A 21,043-nucleotide genomic window follows, 5' to 3' on the forward strand; every position below is an offset into this window, starting at 1 on the left:
TGCCAATCGTGACAAGCGATGAGAGAAGATCAAGGATGAGTAGGATGAAATTTAAATCTATCATAATCATGCCTCCCTTTTTGCGAGCGTTGACGTTAGTATCTGCACGAACTACTTTTATTATTCGTAATTTTTAAAAATTTCATTTAATTAAGTGTGATATTTTATATTAAATTAAACTATGTTCTAAATAATAAGTTATAAAATAAAAAACGCTCATAAGAACAATTTTCTTAAAATAATAAAAAACCTTATAAATAATTGAAGAGAAAGTAGGAATGAGTCCCTGATAGAAATAGCTAAATTAACAGAAATTCGTCAGTATTCTTGTATATCCATCTAATTCCTTCATAATTTTAGGAATAAAAAAGTTATGAAAAGACGATAAACAGACAAAATTCTTCATTTTTTGAGTATTAGTACTCAGTTTGCAGGAATATATAAAATGATTCAATAGACTCAAGGATTTTATAGTAATATATAGAACTTCCATACTATTCTAATTCTTAGCTTACAAGCTAAGTAAAAGATGCGTATGTTCTGGGGATGAAGACATACATAGTTGCATGAATTATAGAGAGAAATGGAGAGGACAAAACGATGAAAAAAGTATCAATTCGGGCTGTATTGAGTACAGTAGCATTTTCGGTTGCTTTATCTTCTTTTGCAATGGGAGCATCTGCTAATGGGAATTCAAAGCCGGCTCTTGAACCGTCACTAGTTAAAATTCAAGGAGACTATAACTTAAAGTCGGCTAAAAAAGTAAAAGTTATTGTGGAGTTAAATGAAGAGTCTGTAGCGGAAGCGAAGAAAAAAGGAGTAGCGCAAAGTAAAGGAAAGATTAAAAAAGCGCGTGACGAAGTGAAAAAAGAGCTTTCAAAAGCTTCTAAAACGTCAAAAGTAAAGCGTGAATATGACCAAGTGTTTTCCGGATTTTCAGCGGAACTTCCCGCTAGTGACCTTGAAAAAGTAGCAAGTTTACCTGGAGTAAAAGCTATTTATCCAAGCGTTGAATATCATACAACAGAAGTGAAATCGAAAGAAGTGAGCGCTGAAGAATACGGTTCTGAGATGGATAAAAGCATTTACTATGTGGGAGCAGATCAAGCGTGGAAATCAGGATATACAGGTAAAAATATGACCGTAGCCGTTATCGATACAGGCGTTGATTACGACCACCCGGATTTAAAGTCAGCGTTTGAGAAATATAAAGGATGGGATTTTGTCGACGATGACAAAGACCCTCAAGAAACGCCGGCTGGAGATCCAAAAGGCGAAGCGACAACGCACGGTACGCACGTAGCGGGAACAATTGCAGCGGACGGGAAAATTAAAGGGGTAGCTCCTGATGCTCATTTACTTGCTTATCGTGTATTAGGTCCAGGAGGAACGGGTACAACGGAAGACGTGATCGCCGGTATTGAACGTGCGGTAGAAGACGGGGCGGATGTAATGAACCTCTCGCTTGGAGATACGATTAATAATCCGGACTTGGCAACGAGTATTGCGTTAGATTGGGCAATGGAAGAAGGGGTAGTAGCTGTTACATCAAATGGAAACAGTGGACCAGCTAACTGGACAGTAGGCTCTCCGGGAACGTCTCGTGAAGCTATTTCAGTTGGTGCGACTCAGCTTCCTTACAATTTGTATAAAACGACATTAACTGTAGATAACGCCAGCTATGCTTCTGCTGAAGTAATGGGCTTTCCAAATGACAAGGCATTACTGGATGCAAGCGGTAAAAATTATGAATTTGTACCTGTCGGACTCGGAAAACCAGAAGACTTTGAAGGAAAGGATGTAAAAGGAAAAGTAGCGGTTATTTCTCGCGGTGACATTGCGTTTGTAGATAAAGTTGACAATGCGAAAAAAGCCGGTGCTGCTGCAACGGTCATTTACAACAACGTAGAAGGAACAATCCCTGATATTCCAGGTACATCTCTGCCAAGTATTCGTTTATCAAAAGCAGACGGCCAAGCTTTGGTAGCTTCTTTAGCAAAAGGATCCGTCACGGGCTCTTTTAATGCAACCTTTAATCAGACGGTCGATGAAACAATGGCTGACTTTTCATCTCGCGGACCGGTTGTAGATACGTGGATGATTAAGCCGGACATTTCGGCACCGGGAGTCGATATCATCAGCACAGTGCCAACCAATGATCCAAGCAACCCTCATGGATATGGATCAAAACAAGGAACAAGTATGGCGGCACCGCACGTAGCAGGAGCAGCAGCGTTAATTTTACAGGCGCATCCAAATTATAAAGTAGAAGACGTAAAAGCATCTTTAATGAACACAACGGAACTGCTTCGTGACCGCAACGGGCTGATTTATCCTCATAATACGCAAGGCGCAGGAAGCATGCGCGTAGTAGATGCAATTAAAGCAAAAACACTTATTACACCAGGAAGTCACTCGTACGGTGTTTTTTATAAAGATAAAGGGAAACAAGTAGAAAAACAAAGCTTTAAGATTAAAAATCTATCAAATCGCAGTCAAAAATACTCGATTAAAGTGAAATTTAAGAAAAGTCATCAAGCAATTGACGTTAAATCAACAAACGATTTAGTGATTAATGCAGGGAAGACACAAAAAGTAAACCTAAATGTAAAAGTAGATGCAGGGAAATTGTCTCCTGGCTATTACGAAGGGACAATTACCGTAAGTAACAATAAAGAAACGTACGATGTTCCAACCATCTTATTTGTAAAAGAGCCAGATTATCCTCGCGTTACTTCTGCGTATGTAGATGTACTTGGAAATGAATCATTTGAATACGGCAGTTATTTACCAGGAGGCGCAGAGAAGCTTAGCTATTACATTTACGATGCAACGTTAGAAAAAGGGGAATTGTTAAGTTCGTATACGAATGTAGGAAAAGGATTCTCTAGCGCAACGTGGGACGGAAAGATTAATGGCGAAGCTCTTCCAGCGGGAACGTATTATTTATACGCAGAAGCAGTAAAAGCAGGTCAGACGACCGGTTCTTTAGGAGAATTCGAAATTAAATAAATAAAAAAAAAGAGTGCCAGTCTAACTGACACTCTTTTTTTATTGAGCCGTATATCCACCATCAATCACAGCAGCTTGGCCGGTTACGCCTTTTGCTAAGTCACTTGCTAAAAACATTGCATAATCTGCAATTTCATCGACAGCAAGCAAGCGTTTTTGAGGAACAAGAGGATAAATGACTTCTTCTAGTACTTTTTCAAGCGCTACATTTCGCGTACGCGCCAAATCTTTTAATTGATTTTGAACAAGCGGCGTATCAACATAACCAGGGCAAATCGCATTTACCGTAATGCCGTGCTCTGCACCTTCAAGAGCAGCCACTTTCGTTAAGCCAATCACGCCGTGCTTAGCGCTGTTGTATGCCGCTTTTCCTGAGAAACCAATCAATCCGTTAATGGAGGACATGTTCAAAATGCGGCCGAATTTTTGCTTTTTCATAATAGGAAACGCATGCTTAGTCGCAACAAAAGGTGCAACAAGCATAATTTTCGTTAAAAGTTCAAATTTTTCAGTAGGAAATTCTTCGAGCGGGGAAACAAATTGCATGCCAGCATTGTTAATCAACACGTCAAGGCGGCCGTATGTTTCAACCGTTTGAGCAATCATTTGTTCAATATCACTTTCATTTGTCACGTCTGCTTTAATGCCTAATGCTTCGTAGCCTTTTGTCTTCAACTTGTCTGCTGCTTTCTTAACGCCATCTTCATTCAAGTCAGTTAAGACAACAGTTGCGCCGTCTTCAGCAAAGCGCTCACCAATTTGATAACCAATACCTTGAGCTGCACCTGTAATTAACACAATTTTGTTTTCAACCATCGTTTTTTCCCCCTTATATGTAGAAAATATAAAATCGCTTACTTTTCCATTTTATCAAAAATTATCTTGATTTAGCGAGTTTTTTAACTGTACTTCACTCGAAAAGAATGGGTGTGGGAAGGGGTGTTTACTATCTTTACTTCCACATTGCTAACAGAAGCGAACGGCGAGGGACCTTTTTTAATTTCTTCAATAAATTTTTCGATGTTTTTTTCTTCACCTTCAGCATCAATTTCTACTTTTTGATCATCTCGATTTCGCACCCATCCGTTAATGGAGCATTCCATTGCTTTTAGCTGCGTGTAGTGACGAAATCCGACCCCTTGAACGCGTCCGTCTACAATCATATGCACATGTTTTTTCACTGTTCTCACCTCACAGGCAATTTTCCCTTTTTTATAAAAAAGAAAACAACTACAATCTTCATTTTCACTGTATAATAGAAAAAGACATTGTAAGACTTTAACAATTATAATGTAGATTAAATTAAGAAAGAAGGGTTACGAATGCAAGCAGCAGCAAGAACGCAGCAAGCGCAGCCGGCGACGATTTACCGTATTTTATTTGCTATTAGTTTAGGACATTTTCTAAATGATTGTATGCAGTCCGTTATACCGGCACTTTTTCCTGTCCTTGAAAAATCGATGAATTTAAACTATACGCAAATCGGCTGGATTGCCTTTGCTTTGAACATGACGTCATCGATTATGCAGCCGGTGTTTGGTGTATTTGCCGATAAGCGGCCCTCGCCATTTTTATTGCCAATTGCAATGTGTCTAAGCATGATTGGTATGGTTGGGCTCGCTTTAGCGCCGAATTTTTATTTGGTGATTGTATCTGTCTTATTTGTAGGATTCGGATCAGCTATTTTTCATCCTGAAGGTTCTCGCGTAGCTTATATGGCAGCGGGAGGAAAGCGGGGGCTGGCGCAGTCTATTTATCAAGTTGGCGGGAATACCGGACAGTCGATGGCTCCGCTGTTTACAGCATTTATCTTTATTGGACTCGGTCAGTTTGGAACGATTTGGTTTACGTTAATTGCAGGTATCGGCGTAGTGGTCTTGTACAGCGTGTCTAAATGGTATAAATCAGAGTTAGCTACTCGTCAACGCTTGAAGAAAAAGCAGTCAGATGCTTCATTTACGATGAACAAGCAAATTATCTTTGCGATTGGACTTTTAATTTTTCTTGTGTTTGCACGTTCATGGTACGGAGCAGGCATTCTTAATTTCTTTCAGTTTTATATCATTGAAAAATTTAATTTGCCTATCAAAAGCGCTCAGCTTTACGTTTTTTTATTTATGATTGCAGGGGTGTTTGGAACATTCTTTGGAGGTCCGCTTGCCGATCGTTTCGGAAAACGAAATATTTTATTGTTTTCTATGTTAGGATCAGTACCTTTTACTTTATTACTCCCTCACGTTTCTCTTGGAGTTGCGGCACCTCTTCTAGTGTTAATCGGCTTTATTCTTCAGTCAAGTTTCAGCGTCACGGTAGTCTATGCTCAGGAGCTGATGCCGGGGAAAATTGGCTTGGTTTCCGGCTTAATTGTAGGGCTTGCTTTTGGAATGGGAGCTTTAGGAGCTGTTGTATTCGGTAAATTAGCCGATGTCTTCAGCCTTCAGTTTATTATGCTGTTTTGCAGCTATCTACCAATCCTAGGGCTGTTAACGTGGCTGTTGCCGAGCGATAAGCGTGTGAAAGAAATGCACGAAGCAAAATAAGAAATAGAAAAAGCAAACGCGCCTTAGCGTTTGCTTTTTTTATGAGCGTGAAGCAAATTTCAAGACGAATTCATATTTTTCTCCTAAAATAGATACAATAGACATTGAAAATCGAAAGGAAGAATCACCTATGATTAAGCTAAGCGTATTGGATCAGTCTCCTATTTCAAGCGGATCAACACCAAAGGAAGCGTTAAAACGCACGGTGGAGCTCGCTAAATTAACGGAAGAGTTAGGCTACCATCGCTTTTGGGTAGCGGAACATCATAATACGAACGGTTTGGCAGGGTCATCTCCGACACTTTTAATGACGCACTTGGCATCTCAAACGAGCCGAATCCGAATTGGATCTGGAGGAGTCCTTCTTCCTCAATACAGTCCGTATAAAGTAGCAGAAGATGTTCAGCTGCTTGAAAATCTGTTTCCAAACCGAATTGATTTAGGTCTTGGACGTTCACCGGGAGGAGATGCGCTGACTCGGCTAGCGCTTACAGATGGAGTCCGTAAAAGCCTCAATGAATTTCCGCGTCAAATTCAAGCGTTAAAAGGGCATCTTGAGCATAATTTGCCGTCGGATCATCCGTATTATGGTGTGACAGCTTATCCGTTAAGTGAAACAAAACCAGAACTGTGGCATCTTGGCATTAATAAAAGAGGAGCAAGATCAGCTGCTGAGCTGGGCATCTCTTTTACATTTGGACACTTTATTTATTCAGTTGGTGGACAAGAAGCCATTCGTCATTATAAACAAGAATTTATCCCTTCTTCGTATCAGTCAAAGCCTAACACCAATGTATGCGTATTTGTTGTATGTGCTGAAACAACAGAAGAAGCGGAGGAGCACGCCAAAACGCTGGATGATTGGCTGTTGAAAGTAGCAAAAGGTGGCGATACAACAATTTCATCGATAAAAGAAGTACACAATCGTTCTTATTCAGAAGAAGAGCTCAAAAAAATAAGCACCAATCGTCCTCGTATGATTGTAGGAAACCCTGCTGAAGTAAAAAAAGGACTAACTCAGCTGCAGCAAAAATACGATAACGACGAATTTTTAATTATTACAAATATCCATGATCATGAAGCAAAAAAGAAGTCTTATGAACTGCTTGCAGAGCTATTCCCTCAACCCTCATTTTTTTAAGAAAAAGATGGGGTTTTTTTACGGAATTAAATGTTAGAATATTTAAAAAGGAGGAGTGACATGCACGTAGATCAGAAAAGTGTAAGCAGCCAAACTCATAGGATTCCCTATACACATATTAAAACAGGAGGGCCTCGCATTTGCTTCATGTTTTCAGGGCTAGGCTATACGTACGAAAAGCCGTTATTGTATTATATAACGATGCTGATGCTAAAACATAAAATTGACGTGATTCAGATTCACTATACATATTCAAAAGAGCTGATGACGAAGTCTACAGATGAGATTGCAGACGTTATGATGAAAGACATTGATCTCGTGCTGCAAGATGTTTTATCTCACAATGACTATAAAAATATCATATTTGCAGGAAAATCACTTGGGACCATTCCGCTGATTCAGCGAGTTATGAAAGATGAAGTCTACAAAGACGCAGTGATGCTTTTACTGACGCCGCTTTTAACCAGATCGGAACTGTTTGAAAGTTTACTAGAAAGCACTCATAAAGGTCTTATTGCAATAGGAACTCGTGATCACTATTATACTGAAGAAGTTTATCAATTAAAAACAAAGACAATGAATATTGATGTGATTGAAAATGCCGATCATTCATTGGACGTTTTGTATACTCCCGCGGAATCGTTAAAGGCGCTTGAAACCGTTTTGGATGGTATAGAAAAGATTCTGTGAGATAGAGAGTAAGGAAAGGAGTACAAAATGGATACGCTACGTGAAATTATTTGCGAAAAAAGAGCCTACAGCTATTCACCTCATACTCATGATCATAACTACAGTCAGCTTTTGTTTCCGCTAGCAGGTGCTCTTAATATTCAAGCGAGTGAGCAGCACTTAACGCTACAAGAAGGATGCTTTTACATTCCGCCTCGTCAGCTTCATACGTATCAAGCTAAAAATACAAATGAATGTCTGGTCGTTGATATTCCGTTGAAATTTACAGAAAGTGCGCATCTTTCTCAAGAAGCAGCTTTTATTCAATGGGATTCAACGTGGAAAGCAATTCGCTACCTTTTACTTGAGGGGCTTCAAAAAAGCACTGACAGGGGGGCGCTTGAAGATTTAGTCCGTTACGTTCAGCATTATTTACCCAAAAACCAAACGTTTAAATCCATTGATTACCTTCATGCTAACTTTAATCAAGAGTTAAACATAGAAAGTCTTGCTAAGCTGGAAAATTATCATCCTGCCTATTTTTCTACTTGGTTTAAACAAAAAACGGGTTATTCGCCTCAAAGTTATGTAGCACGTATACGTTTAAATAAAGCAAAAGAATTGTTGAAAGAGACGAGCTACTCGGTAACGTATATTGCACATGAAGTCGGCTATCACAGCTTGTCTTCGTTCACGAAATGGTTTGCAAAACAAGAAGGAATCTCACCTACTCACTATCGAAGTATCTTAAAAACAGACAAATAAGATCGTAAAAGCGGAAAAACTTTTTTCTTTCTTTTAGCTATGATAAAAGAAAGGAGATGAAACGATGAATACTTCATTATCAAAAATACTTATTTTATGTGCCGCTGTTTTATGGGGAACAACAGGAACCGCCCAAGCCTTAGCATCTGCTGGAGCGCATTCCGTGGCGATTGGAGCCGTACGTTTAGCTGTAGGGGGGCTGTCGCTTCTTGCAGCTTGTTTTATTCAAAGAAAGAAAGTGGACCTAAGACGCCTTCCTATTCTGCCTCTTACGGTTGCTGCAGCAAGTATGGCCGCTTATCAGCCTTTATTTTTTTCAGCTGTCATTAAAACGGGTGTTGCAGTAGGAACAATGGTGGCAATTGGCAGTGCGCCACTTTTGTCAGGAGTATTAGATTACATAGTATACCGCAAGAAACCTACAAAAAAATGGCTGCTTGCTACGGTTACTGGTATTATAGGGTGCTGCTGCTTGTTGTTAAAAAAAGATAGTCAAATCGATGTGATGGGTTTAGGTATGGCGATAGGAGCAGGGGCGTCTTTTGCTTGCTACACGACTGTTAATAAAAGCATTGTTGGGCATGTTGATCCGCAAGTGGGCGCTGCTCTTGTATTCACAGCCGCCGCCGTTTTACTGATACCATGCTGGTTTATGTATGATATGAGCTGGCTAGCCTCTTTAAATGGGATAGGCATCGCTCTTCATTTAGGAATACTTACGACGGCTCTTGCTTATGTATTATTTTCTACAGCGCTCAAGTCGGTGCATGCGTCTACCGCCGTGACGTTATCGCTAGCAGAGCCCGTTACCGCTTTTTTACTTGGCGTATTTTTGCTGGGGGAATCTCTGACTTTGGTGAACATATGCGGAGCAGCACTAGTGTTTGCTAGCCTAGCGTTTTTAACGTATTCTCCGAAATCATCGCTAAATCAAGAGGTGCATATATAAAAAAACCCCCTTTCTTTAAAGAAAGGGGGTTTTTTTATTAAGCATACATGCCTGCTACTTGTTTTTGTAGGTTGCTGTCTTCTAAATACTCATCGTACGTCATTTGCTTGTCAACTACTCCGTTTGGCGTAATTTCAATCACACGATTCGCAATCGTTTCAACGAACTGATGGTCATGAGATGTGAAAATCATTGAACCTTTGTAGCTGATAAGTCCATTGTTTAGTGCTGTGATTGATTCTAAGTCAAGGTGATTCGTAGGATCGTCTAGTAAAAGAACGTTTGAACCGCTTAGCATCATTTTAGAAAGCATACAGCGAACTTTTTCTCCTCCGGAAAGAACGTTGGCTTTTTTCAACACTTCTTCACCAGAGAATAGCATTCTGCCTAAGAAACCGCGTAAGAAGCTTTCGCTTTGGTCATTAGGTGAATACTGACGCAGCCAGTCTACTAAGTTTAAATCTCCGTTTTCAAAGTACTCGGAGTTGTCTTTTGGGAAAAAGGCTTGAGACGTTGTCACACCCCATTTGTACGTACCGCTGTCTGCTTCCATTTCACCCATTAAAATCTTCATTAATGTTGAATTTGCAAGTTCGTTGCGGCCTACAAGGGCAATCTTGTCATCTTTATTCATAATAAAGCTTACGTTATCAAGAACTTTTACGCCGTCAATTGTTTTTGTTAGACCTTCAACGCGAAGTACGTCATTTCCAATCTCACGTTCCGGTGTGAAGTTCACGTATGGGTAACGACGAGAAGAAGGACGGATGTCATCTAATGAAATTTTATCAAGCAATTTTTTACGAGACGTTGCTTGTTTTGATTTCGATGCATTTGCGCTAAAGCGAGCGATAAAGGCTTGAAGCTCTTTAATTTTTTCTTCTTTTTTCTTGTTCGCATCTGACGCCATTTTTTGTGCTAATTGACTTGATTCATACCAGAAATCATAGTTACCAACGTAGACTTGGATTTTACTGAAGTCAAGGTCAGCAATGTGCGTACATACTTTGTTTAAGAAGTGACGGTCATGTGATACAACAATAACTGTGTTTTCAAAGTTAATTAAGAACTCTTCTAACCATTGAATTGCTTGGATATCCAAGTTATTCGTAGGCTCATCTAGAAGTAATACATCAGGTTTTCCGAATAAAGCTTGTGCAAGAAGCACTTTTACTTTTTCACTACCTGTTAGTTCAGCCATTTTTTTGGCGTGAAGATCTTCAGAAATACCTAATCCTTTTAAAAGAATAGCTGCTTCTGATTCTGCTTCCCAACCGTTTAATTCAGCAAATTCACCTTCAAGCTCAGCTGCTTTCATTCCGTCTTCATCTGTGAAGTCTGCTTTCATATAAATAGCATCTTTTTCTTGCATTACTTCGTAAAGGCGAGCGTGCCCCATAATAACGGTTTTCATAACTTCTTGATCTTCATATTCGAAGTGGTTCTGTTTTAAGACAGCAAGGCGTTCGCCAGGGCCCATATGTACATCACCAGTTTGAGATTCAATTTCACCAGATAAAATTTTTAAAAACGTTGATTTTCCAGCACCGTTTGCGCCGATTAATCCATAACAGTTACCAGGCGTGAATTTAATATTCACATCTTCAAATAACTTTCGGTCGCCAAATCGTAAACTTACATTACTAACTGTAATCATGTATGAGCAGTCCTCCAAATTCAATATCTATAAAATTATACCATTCTTTTGAGATAAGAGCGATATGAATACAATATTTCAAACATAAAGTGTAACCGACACTTTAAGCACTCGTCAACCATTTAAGGGGTTTTTTGAGCGGTAAAACTTGATTATTCTAGCATTCACCAAAACTTTGATCAGCAAACCAGCATGTCTAATCCTTCAGTAATCAGCTTTTTTTCATTTTTAAGATGGATGTTGTATTCCTTGTATAAGAAACAAAAAGAAGAATAATACTACCTGGTAAATAAAAGAACTTCTATGAAGTAAACACTGATATTTTACAGATGCTTATTTCTAAAGTTGGTTTGATATAGACATAAATAGGGTGATTGTCATGTGGAAATTAGTTGTTTCCTATCTTCCAGAAGGGCCAGTTTTTATACAAGCAGTTCTGGTTTTTTTCATCCCGTATATAATCTACAAATTATTAAGCGGGATTCGTAATTCAGAGGAAGAGTGATGAAAGTGAAAAAATGGAGATCAACAATAAAAAAAATAGGAAACCATGCGAATGAAAAGGAAAACAAACAGGAATTTACACCTCAAAATTCATCTAATCATGTTACGGATCATTTAGCTTTAACTCTAAAAGTAGTTAAAAATGAAATTGGTCATAACTCCGACGTTCATTTTCGGGAGTTTATTATAGGACGCACCGGCATTCAGGCAGCTATTATTTTTGTAGAGGGGCTATCAGATAAAGATCTTATTGAAAAACATATTTTGTCATCATTGATGGCTGATTTTTCAAAAGAATACCAACAGGATCAGCTTTACGTAAAGGAAAACCTTTCAAAACAGTTTATTAAAAGCCAAGTATTATCAATCGGTGATGTAGAAGAGGTTTATTCCATTAAAGAAGTAACATCAAAAGTCTTAACAGGATCTACGGCTCTTTTAATTGACGGGTTATCATCTTCCTTAATTCTTGGTACAAGCAAAGTAAAAACAAGGACGATTGAAGAGCCCGTATCAGAAGCATTAGTGAGAGGGCCAAGAGTAGGCTTTACTGAATCTTTAAGTGATAATACTTCTTTATTAAGAGGAAGCGGAGACATTGAAAATTTGTCGCTGGTGAAATTTCAAGTAGGAAAGCGTTCCAAAAAAGACTTAGTTGTTGCTTACATAAAGGAGATTGTTGATCCAGAACTAGTTGAAGAAGTAGAAAAACGAATTAAAAAAATTGATCTTGATAATGTACCGGAGTCAGGATATGTTGAACAACTCATTGAAGATAATTACCTTAGTCCCTTTCCTCAGGTGCAGAATACGGAGCGTCCCGATCGTGTAATTGCTGCTTTGATGGAAGGGAGAGTAGCCATTTTATTAGACGGGACGCCTTTTGCTTTGATTGCCCCCGTTACGTTTAGCATGATGTTACAGTCGCCGGAGGATTATTACGAAAGGTGGATTCCCGGTACATTTATTCGTTTTCTTCGTTATATCGCAGTAGTTCTTTCGCTTTTTACACCGGCTTTGTATATTGCGTTTATTTCGTTTCATCCAGGATTAATTCCGACTAAGTTAGCTATTTCTATTATAGGATCAAGGTCTGGTGTTCCGTTTCCCGCCCTTATTGAAGCCTTATTTATGGAATTATCTATCGAAATTTTGAGAGAAGCCGGACTCCGATTGCCGAAACCAATTGGTCCAGCAATGGGCATTGTCGGTGGGTTAATCATTGGAGAAGCTGCGGTGCAGGCAGGAATCGTTAGCCCTATTTTGGTGATTGTAGTGGCTTTAACTGCCATTTCATCGTTTTCTATTCCGCAATATAGTGTAGGAATCACATTGCGTATTCTTCGCTTTGTAGCCATGCTTTGTGCCGCCATACTTGGATTATATGGCGTCATCTTATTTTTCCTTTTTATGATGAGCCATTTAGTGAAACTAAAAAGTTTCGGCGTACCTTATATGAGTCCAGCTGTTCCTTATCGTTTAAGTGAATGGAAAGACTTGGTAGTACGTATGCCTCTGATGATGATGAAACGACGTCCAAAGATGATGCACACCAAAGATCCTCTACGAAAAGGGTAGCTTATGATGAAAGGAAAAGGGCCGTTAGAAATGATAAATTCAAAAGATCGTATTACGACGCCTCAAACAACTATTATTATTACCAACTTTATCCTTGGAACGGGGATTCTTACATTGCCTCGGGCAGCTGCGGAAAAAGTGAAAACACCAGACGTTTGGCTCACTGTTATTTTAGGGGGGATAACCACCATGATAGCAGGGGTAATCATGGTGAAATTAAGTCAACGCTTCCCCGAAAAAACCTTTTATCAATACAGTCAAGAAATTGTAGGGAAATGGATAGGCAAGTTATTTAGTTTCCTCATGATAGGTTATTTTTTGACGCTTGGTGGGTTTCATGCTCGTTCATTGGCAGAGGTAACAGGATATCTATTGTTAGAAGGAACTCCCAAATGGGCTATTATCATGCCATTTATGTGGGCAAGTCTCTATCTGATAAGAGGGGGAATAAATCCAATTGCCCGTATATTTGAGATTATATTACCTATTACGGTTATTCTTTTTTTACTTGTTGCCTTTATGAGTATCAAGATATTTGAAGTAGATAATCTGCGCCCGGTACTAGGTTCAGGTATCACGCCGGTGCTAAAAGGGATAAGGACAACAGCTCTTGCATTTACTGGGCCTGAATTCATGCTGTTAATATTGGCATTTATGAAAGAACCAAACAAAGCAGTAAAAGCTGTATTAGTTGGTACTGCAATTCCTTTGTTTCTTTATGTTATTACCGTCGTGATGGTTATCGGAGCGTTCTCAGTGGATGGAGTGGCTACGAGAACATGGCCTACGCTTGATTTGATAAGAAGTTATGAATTCACTGGGTTAATCTTTGAACGCTTTGATTCCTTATTGCTGGTGGTATGGATCATGCAAATGTTTACTTCTTTTAATGTTAACCACTACGCTGCTTCATTAGGACTGTCTCAGCTTTTTAAAAAAAATATCCATCCATTTATGTATGGTGTACTTCCAGTTATTTATCTCATTTCCATGATCCCTCGAAATATCAATGATGTATTTAAATTAGGAGATATGGTTGGCAACGCTGCCCTGATTTTATTTGGCTTTTTACCGGTGCTGCTTCTTGTTATTTCAAAAATAAAGGGGAGAAAGTATGAGACGAGCCTCTAATCATGTACAGTTCTTCTTATCGGTTTTGCTTTCTGTGTTTTTGCTCTTTTCTATGGCGGGCTGTTGGAGTAGTCATGAAATTGAAGAACGAAGTTTAGGAGTAGGTGTGGCTCTTGATAAAGCTAAAAAATCCATGACCGAAAAAGGATTCGATGAACAAGAAGAAGAGTATCCCAAAAAGAACTTGATTACGACAACCTACCAACTGATCACCCCGCAAGTGGCAAGTTCAACAACTGTCCAAGGAGGCTCTCAGCAGAAGGCTTACGTGAATATGGCTGAAACGGGAGATTCTATTCACCAAATGGCACGTGAATTATCATTGAGAAGAGAGACTTCCATTGCCAGCCAGCATCTAAAAGTAATTATTATTGGCGAGGCTCTTGCACGAACATATAGCTTAGGAAAATTAGTGAATGAGTTTCTTCGTGATAATGAGATTAGACCAAGCTGTCTTGTACTTATTAGTAAAGGGAGAGCTAGCAATGGGCTAGAATCGAAGACAGCAGGAGAGATCCCAGCATTTCGTTTGGTTGGAATGGTGGAAAATGCGTATCGAACGACAAGAATTTTACCTCCTACGTCGCTCATTAAATTAGAGAGCAACATTCAATCAGGGACTAGTTTTTTATTGCAAAATGTATTATCAGCAAATGGGGAAATCAAATTTGCTGGTGCGGCCGTTATTAAAGGGAAAACAAATAAAATGATTGGTTTTTTAAATGAAGAAGAGGTAGATGGTCTAACTTGGATCACAGGAAAAGGGAAAGGCGGGCTAGTAAAAAGCTTTGATAAAAAGACCGGTCAGATGATTGTATATGAAATAGAATCTATGAAAAGTCGTATTGAACCTCATGTGAAAGGAAATAACATCTCCTTCAATGTGCATATTGAATCAGAAGGAAGGCTATCTGAAAATTGGGTAGCCTCAGGAGATCCTTTGAAAAATCAATTTTTACAGAAGGTGCAAAAAAACTCAGAAAAAAAAGTGGAGCACCTAGTAAGAACCACGGTAGAAAAAATACAAAAAGAATATAAAGTCGATGTGGCCGGGTTCGGAAATCAATTGAGAATTAAAAGGCCCAGAGTATGGATGAGAGTTAAAGATAATTGGGATCAAACGTTTAGTGAAGTTCCAATTAACTATGATGTGAAATTAATGATTAAAGATTATGGAACGTCAGGATCACAAAAATGAGTAGTTAAGTACAATTTTGCTTGTTTTGATGCTGAAAATGAAAGAAACTCAAAGGAATAATCTTAGAGCTTTCTAAAAAAAATATTTCCCCCTAGTAAGGAACTTGAGGGATAAATAACAAATAAGAGCTGTCCAGAACCGACAGCTCTTATTTGTTATTCAAAAATATAAGCCAATGCTTGAAGAGCTTGTTCTGGCGTTTCGACTACAACTTGCGCTTTGTTTGATAGTTCTTTAAGCGGGTGATGCAATTTTTCTGGGCGAACCAAAATTAGCGGTTTATCTAATGCAATGGCTGTTGCCGCATCCATTGCGCTGTTCCACTGCTTGTATTTTTCGCCAAATAAAGCAATAACCACATCAGATTTTTTAAGGAGCACCTGCGTGCGTAAATTATTAATTTGAGAAGCAGCTTCATCTTTTAAGACAGCGTTAGGCTGTTTTCCTAAAATTTCTTCTCCAATGTTGTCGGAGCGGTCATGGTCTGTCATCGGACCGACAAAGGTAAGGGGAAGGTTTAATTGTTCCGCTTGGTTTTTAATTTCGTCTCGCCAGTTATCGTGAATTTGCCCGGCAAGGTATACGGTTAAGTTCATTATGTAGAAGTCCTCCTCTAACTAAAGTTTGTTTTATTTTATCAAATGTAAGCGGATAATACGAATGATTTGAATGAGCTACTTTTCCAAAAATAAGGTTATAGTAGACAAATAGTTAAAAAAGAGAAACAATAGAAGGCGTATTGCTAATTAAAGAAAGGATGTACATGATGACAGAAACAGTGCTACAAGTAGATCATGTCAGTAAAGTAATTGGGAAGAAAACCATTTTGCATGATGTATCCTTATCGGTTGAGCGCGGTGAGATTTTCGGGTTGCTTGGTCCGAATGGCTCTGGAAAGACAACGCTAATTCGTACCGTCGTAGGACTCATTAAAGAAACAGAGGGAACGATTACCGTTAACGGCTTTCCTTTAAAGGAACAGTTTACATCAGCTATGAAATCAATTGGAGCGATTATTGAAAACCCTGAGTTCTATGATTATCTGACGGGCTATCAAAATTTAAAACACTTTGCTAATATGCATGAAGGCATCACATTAGAACGCTTGGATGAAGTCATTGCGCTAGTAAAACTTGAAAACAGCATTCATGCAAAAGTGAAGACGTATTCTCTTGGGATGAGACAGCGTTTAGGAGTAGCTCAAGCTATTTTACATAAACCTGCATTGCTTTTACTAGACGAGCCAACAAACGGTCTAGACCCAGCGGGAATGAGAGAATTTCGTACATATTTACAAACGCTTTGCAGGGAAGAAGGAATTTCAATTTTAATCGCGAGCCACTTATTAAAAGAGGTAGAAGCACTATGTGACCGCGTTGGTATTATTCAAAACGGCGAGTTAAAAGCTATTCAAGATCTATCTCCAAATCGTCAAGATCAAGGGATGTATGTAGAATTTGAAGTATCTGACGCGCAAAAAGCAGCGGATCTTTTATCTCAAGAATTCCAAGTAACAATAAAATCCGATAGTATTGACGTAGTGATTATGAAAGAACAAATTCCAGCTGTGAATAAAAAATTAGTGGACAGCGATATTTTAGTCTACCGAATTACCCCTGTGTATGAGACGCTTGAAGATTCGTTTATGTCCGTTACGGAAGGAGAGCACCATGCTTAAGCTAATTCAAAATGAACACATGAAATGGTTTCACAAAAGAAGTACAAAAATCACGTTTATTACAATCGGCATTTTAACTCTTTGTATGGCTCTTTTAATGAAAAAAGTAGCAAACAGTGCAGGAACAGAAGACAACATTTTGAACTTCCTGTCATTTAGTTCAGGTATGCTGATTCTCGTTCAATTTTTCGCGCTTGCTGTTGGAGGGTCAATGGTTGCAAAAGAGTTTGAAGCAGGTACCATTAAGCTTCTTTTAATTCGTCCAGCTAGACGCTCAACGATTTTAACGTCCAAGTACATAACGCTCATTTTAATTAGCTTGTATTACTTACTGAGCTATTTACTTTTTTCGTTTGTATGGGGAGCATTGTTCTTTGGATTTACCAGTCTAGAAGGAGATGCACAGCTGCTTAAAAACATTACGCTTACGTATGACAGTGCGTATATGGAAACGTTTATGATGATGACGTTCGCATTCATGCTGTCGTCTTTATTTAGAAACAGTGCGCTTGCTTCAAGTCTAGCTATTGTCGTAAGTATCGGGGCGAAAGCAGTAACTGGGATAGTATCACAGTTTGGTTTATGGTGGGGGAAATTTTTACTGTTCGCCAACACAAACTTTGTGCAGTATATGGACGGAATGAAGACGATGTTTGACGGCATGACAATTCCATTTTCAATCTTCATCTTAGTTGCACACTTTGTCTTCTTCATGGGCGTAGCTTGGGTGGCGTTTTTAAAACGAGACGTAGCTAATTGATGTGGGAATTTTCACACTATATATTTTTCTAAAATAGCATTTGACAATTAAATAAAAAGAGATTACAGTAGTGAAAGACTATTTTTAAAACAACTACAAACTTCTTATCAAGAGAGACGGAGGGACTGGCCCTATGATGTCTCGGCAACTGGCTGTACGCAGTGCGGTGCCAAATCCAGCAGACGATGTTTCGTTTGGAAGATGAGAAGGGTAATCTTATGATACAAATAAGAGACCTCTTCTTATCAATAAGAAGAGGTCTTTTTTTATTACGTAAACAAGAGGTGTTAAGAATGGAACAACAAAAAGGAAACGGCTGGGCGCTGTTACCGCTGGGCGTCTTTTTAGTCCTGTTTGTCGGATCAGGAATCATAACGGGAGATTTTTATAAGCTGCCTGTATTAGTAGCCATTATCATTGCAGCCATTGTGGCGCTGGCTATGAACCGCAAAGATTCACTTAATGTAAAAGTGGAACGATTTGCTAAAGGAGCAGGGCATCCTGATATCATTATTATGGTACTTATTTTTATTTTAGCAGGTGCTTTTTCTCAAGTCGCTAAAGGCATGGGAGCTGTCGATTCAACGGTAAACTTAGCTCTGTCTGTTCTTCCGCAAAGCTTAGTGGTAGTCGGAATCTTTGTTATTGGCGCATTCATTTCAATTTCGATGGGAACGTCAATGGGAACAATCGCTGCATTAGGGCCTATCGCTGTAGGAATCAGTGAGCAGGCGCATGTATCCATTACATTGGCAATTGCTGCCGTTGTTGGTGGTGCAATGTTTGGAGATAATTTATCCGTAATCTCTGATACGACCATTGCAGCAGTTCGTACGCAAAAAACAAATATGTCAGATAAATTAAAAGTAAACTTTTTTATCGTACTTCCTGCAGCGATTGTTACGGTAGTTTTATTACTTGTAATGACGCTAGGCAATACATCATCAGTAGAAATTAAAGATTTTAGCTGGTTTAAAATCTTGCCTTATGTCGGCGTACTAGTTGCTGCCATATTTGGTGCAAACGTATTAAGCATTTTAACCGGAGGAATTGTATTAGCCGGCGTGATTGGATTAGCTGACGGAAGCTACACGCTTTCTTCTCTTGCTAAAACTGTGACAGAAGGTATTGGCGGAATGTCGGAATTAATTATTTTATCTCTTTTAATTGGCGGAATGGTTGAACTCATTCGCTATAACGGCGGTATTCAGTTCTTATTGAACTTATTAACACGACGCATTCAAACAAAAAAAGGCGGAGAATTCAGTATCGCTGGATTGGTAAGTTTAACTAATTTAGCCACGGCTAATAACACGATTTCAATTATTACAGCAGGTCCGTTAGCGAAAGAAATCTCTGATAAGTATTCAATTGATAATCGTAAATCAGCCAGTCTGCTCGACTTGTTTTCATGCAGCGTTCAAGGGCTTATCCCTTACGGTGCACAAATGCTTCTAGCAGCAGGATTTGCTAAAGTTTCACCGATTGAGATTATTCCATTTACATTCTATCCAATGTTAACAGCGGTTTGCGGTATCATTGCGATTGTAATTGGCTTTCCACGTTTAAATAAAAAATCAAAATCATCTAAAGAGGCTGCTTAATCTAAAGAGGCTGGAACGAAAGTATTTTAGATGAAGTGAAAAACGAACCATTGATCAAGATGTTTGATTAGTGGTTCGTTTTTTTTTGTTGTGTTAAACGCAGGTTTCATGTGTGTAGGTCCTTCTAGCAGTTGATTAGAGGGCAAGGCGAAGACTCCCGCGGACAGCAAAGTCTTGCACGGAAATCAACTGGAGTGTCACAAGCGGTTCAGCTCATGTATACTAGTTGTTCGTCTTGAGATTGGATTCATTTCGTTATGTCTCAACCTCTTTTTTTACTGCTTGAAAAAATCAGTCGGTTTTTCTTCACCTAATTCCTTCCAAATCGTCTCATTTTGTTTAAGTGCATAAGCCGCTCCTCCGATTTCAATTCCGCATAATAAAATAAATAATAAAATACCCATGACATGACCTCCTTGTATAAATGAATAAAAAGATGATTGTAACGGGTTTAGCTTATTGCTGCTTCACTTTATAATGAGAATAAAGTATGAAACGCGTTTCAGCGCAAGAGAAAAAGGTGAAAACATGACAAATATCCGAGATATCGCAAAAAAAGCTGGTGTATCTGTTTCGACCGTGTCACGGGTGTTAAATAATCATCCGTATGTAAAAGAAGAAAAGCGCCGACTGGTGGAAGAAGTGATTCAAGAACTTAATTACGAACAAAATATTAATGCCGTTCACTTATCAAAAGGGAAAACAAATATGATTGCCGTCGTACTGCCTTTTATTAATCATCCGTATTTTAGTCTGCTTTTAGAAGGGGTGGCATCTCAAGCGTTAGAAAAGCAGTATCAGCTTGTTATTTGTCAGACGAACTATGATGTAAAAAAAGAAGAACAAGCGCTTCATATGCTAAAAACAAAGCAAGTTGATGGAGTGATTATTTGTTCTAGAGCAAGCAGCTGGAGCGCGATTGAATATTATCAGCAGTACGGGCCGATAGCCGTGTGCGAAAACGTACAAAATCATTCTATTCGCTCCGTATACGTTGATCATTATGCAGCTTTTAAGCATGCGCTCCTGTATTTAAAAGAAAAAGGATATAAGGATATTGGCTACTGTATTGGAAGAATGACGGGTACAAATAGTCAGCAGCGGCAGCAAGCATACAAAGAATATGTAGAAAGAATAAATCAGTCTTATCATCCGGAATGGGTTTTTCAAGGCTGTTTGAACGTGACAGATGGTGAAAAAGTGGTGGAAAAACTAGTGCAGATGAAAAATCGGCCTCAGGCGCTTTTAGTAACAAACGATCAAGTCGCTATTGGTATAAAAGCTCAGTGCGAACAAGCTGGTATGTCAGTTCCAGGCGATTTAGCTATCATTGGTTTTGATAATCATCCGCTTTCTTCTTATTTACAAATCACAACGATCGAACTTCCTCTTAAAGAAATGGGCGAAACGCTTTTTAAACTAGTCGGGAGCAAGGATCCTCAAAAAATTGAGCTTCCTTTTCGGTTTATTGAGCGTAAAAGCGTATAAATTCTTGATGACGTTATGAGGTGTTTTTACCGGATAAAATGAGCAAAAGCGGACATCATACGAGTAAAGTAAGAAGAAAAGGATGATGATCGTGGAGAAAAAAGAATATCAAGTGGGAGATCAAGTATTTGTTATTTATCGAAATCCTCATACAGCAAATGTTGCCAATATCAATCAAGCTGAAATTGTTGAACATCCTGAAAACAAAGGCGAAAAAGCGCTTTTTTTACATGAGTCTTATCATTTGTTAGCTGAAGATGATGCGGTGTATTCAACGTATGACGAAGCAGAGAAAATGTATAACAAAATATTTGATTATGAACAATATGACTGACGCAAGGCTCTCTTAAACAGAGAGCTTTTTTGTGT

Annotated in this window: 19 protein-coding genes and 1 riboswitch; of the genes, 14 read left to right on the forward strand and 5 right to left on the reverse strand. The window is 38.9% G+C overall.

What is annotated here, in order from left to right; all coding sequences use genetic code 11:
• The first annotated feature begins 600 nt into the window (after positions 1-600).
• Positions 601-3,012 (forward strand): S8 family serine peptidase, encoded by a 2,412-nt coding sequence (locus ACO1DI_RS24520; RefSeq protein WP_423145667.1) that lies wholly within the window; start codon positions 601-603, stop codon positions 3,010-3,012.
• A 39-nt stretch (positions 3,013-3,051) separates the two neighbouring features.
• On the opposite strand, the gene ACO1DI_RS24525 is transcribed toward ACO1DI_RS24520, so the two are convergent.
• Together ACO1DI_RS24525 and ACO1DI_RS24530 are read right to left on the reverse strand one after the other, a co-directional pair.
• Positions 3,052-3,828, reverse strand: coding sequence for a 3-hydroxybutyrate dehydrogenase (locus tag ACO1DI_RS24525; protein ID WP_013056911.1), 777 nt, complete (start codon positions 3,826-3,828; stop codon positions 3,052-3,054).
• Between the two features lie 83 nt (positions 3,829-3,911).
• A complete protein-coding gene (locus tag ACO1DI_RS24530; RefSeq protein ID WP_042992138.1) occupies positions 3,912-4,193 on the reverse strand; it encodes an acylphosphatase in 282 nt (93 codons plus the stop codon).
• A 141-nt stretch (positions 4,194-4,334) separates the two neighbouring features.
• Here ACO1DI_RS24530 and ACO1DI_RS24535 point away from each other — a divergent pair, with 141 nt between their 5' ends.
• From ACO1DI_RS24535 to ACO1DI_RS24555, 5 genes are all read left to right on the forward strand, one after another.
• Complete coding sequence (locus ACO1DI_RS24535) at positions 4,335-5,552, forward strand: MFS transporter (RefSeq protein ID WP_423145668.1); 1,218 nt, start codon at positions 4,335-4,337, stop codon at positions 5,550-5,552.
• A 130-nt stretch (positions 5,553-5,682) separates the two neighbouring features.
• Positions 5,683-6,693, forward strand: a complete 1,011-nt coding sequence (locus tag ACO1DI_RS24540) for an LLM class flavin-dependent oxidoreductase (RefSeq protein WP_014460237.1) — start codon at positions 5,683-5,685, stop codon at positions 6,691-6,693.
• 60 nt (positions 6,694-6,753) lie between these two features.
• The gene (locus tag ACO1DI_RS24545; protein ID WP_301858600.1) at positions 6,754-7,383 is read left to right on the forward strand and encodes an alpha/beta family hydrolase; all 630 of its coding nucleotides are present in this window, start codon (positions 6,754-6,756) and stop codon (positions 7,381-7,383) included.
• Positions 7,384-7,410: 27 nt separating this feature from the next.
• The gene (locus tag ACO1DI_RS24550) at positions 7,411-8,127 is read left to right on the forward strand and encodes a helix-turn-helix transcriptional regulator (protein WP_014460235.1); all 717 of its coding nucleotides are present in this window, start codon (positions 7,411-7,413) and stop codon (positions 8,125-8,127) included.
• A gap of 64 nt (positions 8,128-8,191) precedes the next feature.
• Positions 8,192-9,076 (forward strand): DMT family transporter, encoded by an 885-nt coding sequence (locus ACO1DI_RS24555; protein WP_301858597.1) that lies wholly within the window; start codon positions 8,192-8,194, stop codon positions 9,074-9,076.
• A gap of 37 nt (positions 9,077-9,113) precedes the next feature.
• Here the strand turns inward: ACO1DI_RS24555 and ACO1DI_RS24560 are convergent, their stop codons facing one another.
• Complete coding sequence (locus ACO1DI_RS24560; RefSeq protein ID WP_013056918.1) at positions 9,114-10,733, reverse strand: ABC-F family ATP-binding cassette domain-containing protein; 1,620 nt, start codon at positions 10,731-10,733, stop codon at positions 9,114-9,116.
• 504 nt (positions 10,734-11,237) lie between these two features.
• On the opposite strand from ACO1DI_RS24560, the gene ACO1DI_RS24565 reads away from it, so the two are divergent.
• From ACO1DI_RS24565 to ACO1DI_RS24575, 3 genes are read left to right on the forward strand one after another with little or no spacing between them, the layout of a single operon-like run.
• Positions 11,238-12,815 carry a spore germination protein gene (locus ACO1DI_RS24565; protein WP_014460232.1) on the forward strand — a complete coding sequence of 526 codons (1,578 nt, stop codon included), beginning with the start codon at positions 11,238-11,240 and terminating at the stop codon, positions 12,813-12,815.
• A 3-nt stretch (positions 12,816-12,818) separates the two neighbouring features.
• Positions 12,819-13,946: a spore germination protein gene (locus ACO1DI_RS24570; RefSeq protein WP_115653811.1), complete on the forward strand. Its 1,128-nt coding sequence runs from the start codon at positions 12,819-12,821 to the stop codon at positions 13,944-13,946.
• Positions 13,930-15,144: a Ger(x)C family spore germination protein gene (locus ACO1DI_RS24575; RefSeq protein WP_423145669.1), complete on the forward strand. Its 1,215-nt coding sequence runs from the start codon at positions 13,930-13,932 to the stop codon at positions 15,142-15,144. Before ACO1DI_RS24570 ends, ACO1DI_RS24575 begins: the two co-directional genes overlap by 17 nt.
• 155 nt (positions 15,145-15,299) lie before the next feature.
• On the opposite strand, the gene ACO1DI_RS24580 is transcribed toward ACO1DI_RS24575, so the two are convergent.
• Positions 15,300-15,740, reverse strand: coding sequence for a YtoQ family protein (locus ACO1DI_RS24580; protein WP_025752263.1), 441 nt, complete (start codon positions 15,738-15,740; stop codon positions 15,300-15,302).
• A gap of 170 nt (positions 15,741-15,910) precedes the next feature.
• On the opposite strand from ACO1DI_RS24580, the gene ACO1DI_RS24585 reads away from it, so the two are divergent.
• The 3 genes from ACO1DI_RS24585 (at position 15,911) to ACO1DI_RS24595 (ending at position 19,186) form a co-directional block, all read left to right on the forward strand.
• Positions 15,911-16,822, forward strand: a complete 912-nt coding sequence (locus ACO1DI_RS24585) for an ABC transporter ATP-binding protein (protein WP_423145670.1) — start codon at positions 15,911-15,913, stop codon at positions 16,820-16,822.
• Positions 16,815-17,582 carry an ABC transporter permease gene (locus ACO1DI_RS24590; protein WP_140450810.1) on the forward strand — a complete coding sequence of 256 codons (768 nt, stop codon included), beginning with the start codon at positions 16,815-16,817 and terminating at the stop codon, positions 17,580-17,582. The genes ACO1DI_RS24585 and ACO1DI_RS24590 overlap by 8 nt, the downstream gene beginning before the upstream one ends.
• 101 nt (positions 17,583-17,683) lie before the next feature.
• A riboswitch (SAM riboswitch) is annotated at positions 17,684-17,790 on the forward strand.
• Between the two features lie 85 nt (positions 17,791-17,875).
• Entirely contained in the window at positions 17,876-19,186 is a 1,311-nt protein-coding gene (locus ACO1DI_RS24595; RefSeq protein ID WP_028413457.1) for a Na+/H+ antiporter NhaC family protein, read from the forward strand.
• A gap of 275 nt (positions 19,187-19,461) precedes the next feature.
• Here the strand turns inward: ACO1DI_RS24595 and ACO1DI_RS24600 are convergent, their stop codons facing one another.
• Complete coding sequence (locus ACO1DI_RS24600) at positions 19,462-19,590, reverse strand: hypothetical protein (protein ID WP_014460225.1); 129 nt, start codon at positions 19,588-19,590, stop codon at positions 19,462-19,464.
• Positions 19,591-19,714: 124 nt separating this feature from the next.
• Here ACO1DI_RS24600 and ACO1DI_RS24605 point away from each other — a divergent pair, with 124 nt between their 5' ends.
• Both ACO1DI_RS24605 and ACO1DI_RS24610 read left to right on the forward strand, forming a co-directional pair.
• Positions 19,715-20,674: a LacI family DNA-binding transcriptional regulator gene (locus ACO1DI_RS24605; RefSeq protein ID WP_182420632.1), complete on the forward strand. Its 960-nt coding sequence runs from the start codon at positions 19,715-19,717 to the stop codon at positions 20,672-20,674.
• An 85-nt stretch (positions 20,675-20,759) separates the two neighbouring features.
• The gene (locus tag ACO1DI_RS24610; protein ID WP_042992131.1) at positions 20,760-21,008 is read left to right on the forward strand and encodes a transcriptional regulator SplA domain-containing protein; all 249 of its coding nucleotides are present in this window, start codon (positions 20,760-20,762) and stop codon (positions 21,006-21,008) included.
• Positions 21,009-21,043: the final 35 nt, after the last annotated feature.

The organism is Priestia sp. 40, from assembly GCF_049368575.1.
Lineage (GTDB): Bacteria > Bacillota > Bacilli > Bacillales > Bacillaceae_H > Priestia > Priestia zanthoxyli.